General features: G+C 47.8%; 1 protein-coding gene. It reads right to left on the reverse strand.

The features are described from left to right. Positions 1-951, reverse strand: a 951-nt coding sequence (locus CAFE_RS05785) for a reverse transcriptase domain-containing protein (protein ID WP_267901521.1), incomplete at its 3' end; no start/stop codon positions are given. Positions 952-1,555 lie beyond the last annotated feature (604 nt).

The following is a 1,555-nucleotide window of genomic DNA, read 5'->3' on the forward strand; positions in this document are numbered from 1 at the left end:
AATAAAATCGTCGGCATATCTGACATATTGGAGTGCCTTGTAGCTGGTTTCCTGTACTGGATGTGTAGGAAGACTACGCTGTTCGGCTTGCATCTGCCGAAGTGTTTTTGCGCGCTGCTTCTGCTCCTCGGCGCTCAGACTGTCCCATATCGCGTCATTTTTGGCCTTGTAGTGAAAAATTCTGCTTGCCATGTTACGATGCGCGGGATTCACTGTGCGTACCATTGAGTTAACTTTAGCCTTGTATTCCTCCATGTACCGGTCAAGTTCATTAAGATAGATATTGGCGAGTATCGGACTGATGCCAGACCCCTGCGGGGTGCCAGAATAGGTCATGTGGTATTGCCACTGTTCCATATATCCGGCTTTCAGAAATTTCCACATAAGGTCAATGAAGGCTTCATCGTTTATCCGCTTACGAAGTATGTCAATCAGTACATGATGGTCAAAGCTGTCGAAGCACGCTTTTATATCACCTTCGACAAACCACTTCGCGCCGGTGAATGTCTTTTGAATTTTCACAAGCGCTGTGTGACAGCTCTTTTTTGGCCGAAAGCCATGGGATGCGTCGGAAAAGGTTGGCTCGTAGATGCTTTCCAGTATCATTCGGACGACTTCCTGCACAAGCTTGTCGTCCCCGGATGGGATGCCAAGCGGCCGTTTCTTCGCCGGATTACTTTTCTTGGCAATGTATGTACGGCGGGCAGGGCTCGGGCAATATGAGCGGTCTTTCAGGGATTCAATAAGCTTACTAATACGCTGACTGCTCATGCCGTCAATGGTTATGCCATTTACTCCCGGTGTCATACTGCCCTTGTTTGAGTAGATGTTTTTGTAGGCCAGCAGATAAAATTCCGGGTTATACAGATTCCGGTACAGACGTTCGAACCTGTACGAGAGGTTTTTCGATTTATCGCTTAAACTATTCAATACATCAATTGGATTTCTCATGATGCCTCACGCACCATCCTTTCTTTTTGCATTGAAGAAACAAACTGCTTCCCTTCGCCATGTGAGCGGTATTATCCGCTTCCGTTTTTACGGCAATCCCTGTCATTTCAGGGTTCGCGGACTACTATGGAAGCTGTGTTGCCTTGCCCGCTGGCTGCGGATTTAGGCAATCCCCGGTAGCATATATCAAACGTAGCGTTTCGCGTTTTCGGATGCGACTTTCACCATTTTCCTCTATCTGGAGGCGCTTCATCTTGAATATCTCACATCTGTCCCTATACACATGACAGACGCCAAGATGCCGTGTGTTTCAGTTCCTTTCACACGGGGACGCGCGATGGGTCCCAACTCTGGCTATCGTATCAGGCAGTTTAGCTTTCATCCTCATACGCGAATTTTCATCCCCATATACAACGGCTGTTTAGAAACTTTATATGCCGCCACATATCTGCCGCATTGCGCGGCAACAACATGCTGCACTCCCCATCGGGTTTCCCCATCCGGATAAGTTGTGGGATGACAGGTGTAATTTCACCGTCCTTTCCTGATATTTTACCTGCCGCTTGCTAAAGGCGGTTTTTGATATATACCCTTACGGGCGCAC

Origin of the sequence: Caproicibacter fermentans (assembly GCF_009746625.1) — a bacterium.
Taxonomy (GTDB): Bacteria; Bacillota; Clostridia; order Oscillospirales; family Acutalibacteraceae; genus Caproicibacter; species Caproicibacter fermentans.